Annotated in this window: 1 protein-coding gene; it reads right to left on the bottom strand. The window is 79.5% G+C overall.

Annotated elements, in window-relative coordinates:
* A partial coding sequence (locus tag GXW76_RS25495; protein ID WP_211864936.1) for a hypothetical protein occupies positions 1–716 on the bottom strand: 716 nt, incomplete at both ends.

The raw sequence follows: 716 nt of genomic DNA, 5'->3' as shown, positions 1-716 counted from the left end.
AGCACCTCCCGCGCGAACGCGAAGGCGGCGGGGTCGGCGGCGGCCTCCTCCGCGGCGACGGCGACGGTCAGGGCGCCGCGCAGCGCGGCGGGCCAGAGCGCGTCCAGCCGCAGGAACTCGGCCGAGGTCACCGCCTCCGTCCCCAGCGAAAGGCAGAGCGGGCCGATGGCCCGCAATTCCTCCGGCCGCGTCAGCCCGGCCAGCAGCCGGCGGTCGAGCGAGCGGCGCAGGCGGCGGGCCAGCGCCGGCGCCAGCGCCAGGTCGCAGCCCGACAGCAGCGCGTCGCGCACGTCGCCGAGGTCGATGCGCCGGTCCTCCCACAGCGGTTCCGGCGCGCCGCCACCCGGCGTCAGGCGGCAGACCTTCCGCCGCCGCAGGAACGCCGTGAGGTCGGCCGAGAGCAGAGCACGCTCCGCGTGCGCAATCGCCCTGCCGTCCGGCGCACGCCCGGCCGGTTGGGGCACCGCCGCGCGCACCGCGGCAGCGAGGCCGAGCGACTCCTCCACCGCCGCCAGCACCGCCGCCGCCTGCTCCGGCAGGCGCAGCAGGGCGATGGCGCCCGCGGACTCGCGCTCTTCCAGCATGGCGGCGATGGCGTCGCGCGCCTCGGCCAGGTGGTGGGCGGGCGGGGCCTCGAGCGCGGCGAGGCCGCCGCGCGGCAGGTCGAAGATGCGGGCGCGGGAGGTGCGGCGCGGCCCCTCCAGCGCTTCGCGCAG

This window comes from Neoroseomonas soli, from assembly GCF_018129065.1.
GTDB classification, from domain to species: Bacteria; Pseudomonadota; Alphaproteobacteria; order Acetobacterales; family Acetobacteraceae; genus Neoroseomonas; species Neoroseomonas soli.
The sequence above is the reverse complement of the archived record's forward strand: the minus strand, read 5'-3'. Positions and strand labels throughout refer to the sequence as shown.